The organism is Mesorhizobium sp. M0052 (assembly GCF_040323255.1).
GTDB lineage: Bacteria > Pseudomonadota > Alphaproteobacteria > Rhizobiales > Rhizobiaceae > Mesorhizobium.
Genome location: NZ_JAMYUS010000064.1, coordinates 1 through 831, shown reverse-complemented (window position 1 = coordinate 831; position 831 = coordinate 1). Strand labels below are relative to the sequence as shown.

The 831-nt window shown below is 63.8% G+C and carries 1 protein-coding gene; it reads left to right on the top strand.

Translation table 11 applies throughout. From position 1 onward, the window contains the following. Positions 1-98 precede the first annotated feature (98 nt). A partial coding sequence (locus tag NKJ77_RS32360; protein ID WP_352536391.1) for an IS256 family transposase occupies positions 99-831 on the top strand: 733 nt, incomplete at its 3' end.

The following is an 831-nucleotide window of genomic DNA, read 5'->3' as shown; positions in this document are numbered from 1 at the left end:
GGTAGTGTGCTGAGAGTTCTGCAAATTCGCTGAGAGGGGGCGGTCATGGCAGGCTGGTGATTGTTCACGTCACCTGATTCCCGCGAAGGAACGCCACCATGACCAAGACAGAAGGTAAATCGACCAGCGCTGCCGTCAAAGACATTCTGCTTTCGAACCCGGATGGATTGCACGAAGTGCTCCGTGCGGTGATGCAGGAGGTGCTTGAGGCCGAGATGGACGAGGCGCTGGGTGCCTCGAAGAGCGAGCGCACGCCCGAACGGCTTGGCTATCGCTCGGGCTATTACGGCCGTACCCTTGTGACGCGGGTCGGCAAGCTCGAGCTGCGGGTTCCGCAGGACCGGGCCGGGCGCTTCTCCACCGAGCTGTTCGAGCGCTACCAGCGTTCCGAGCGGGCCTTGGTGGCGACACTGGCCGAGATGTATGTCCAGGGCGTGTCGACCCGCAAGGTGAAGGCGATCACGGAAGAACTGTGCGGCCATGCCTTCTCGGCCTCGTCGATCTCGGCCATCAACAAGCGGCTGGACGAGAGCCTCGCTGCCTTTGCCAGGCGCCCCCTTCAAGAGCCGTTTCCTTACCTCATCCTCGATGCGCGCTACGAGAAGGTGCGTGAAGCCGGTGTTGTCATGAGCCAGGCGGTGCTGATCGCGGTCGGTATCGACTGGGACGGAAGGCGCCAGATCCTGGCCGTGGAGATGGCCAATCGCGAGAGCCGCTCGGCCTGGAGGGACTTCCTCGTCGGCCTCAAGGCGCGCGGCCTCAAGGGCGTCGAGTTGGTTGTGTCCGACGATCACGCCGGCCTGGTGGCAGCGATCGGCGAGGTGATCCCCG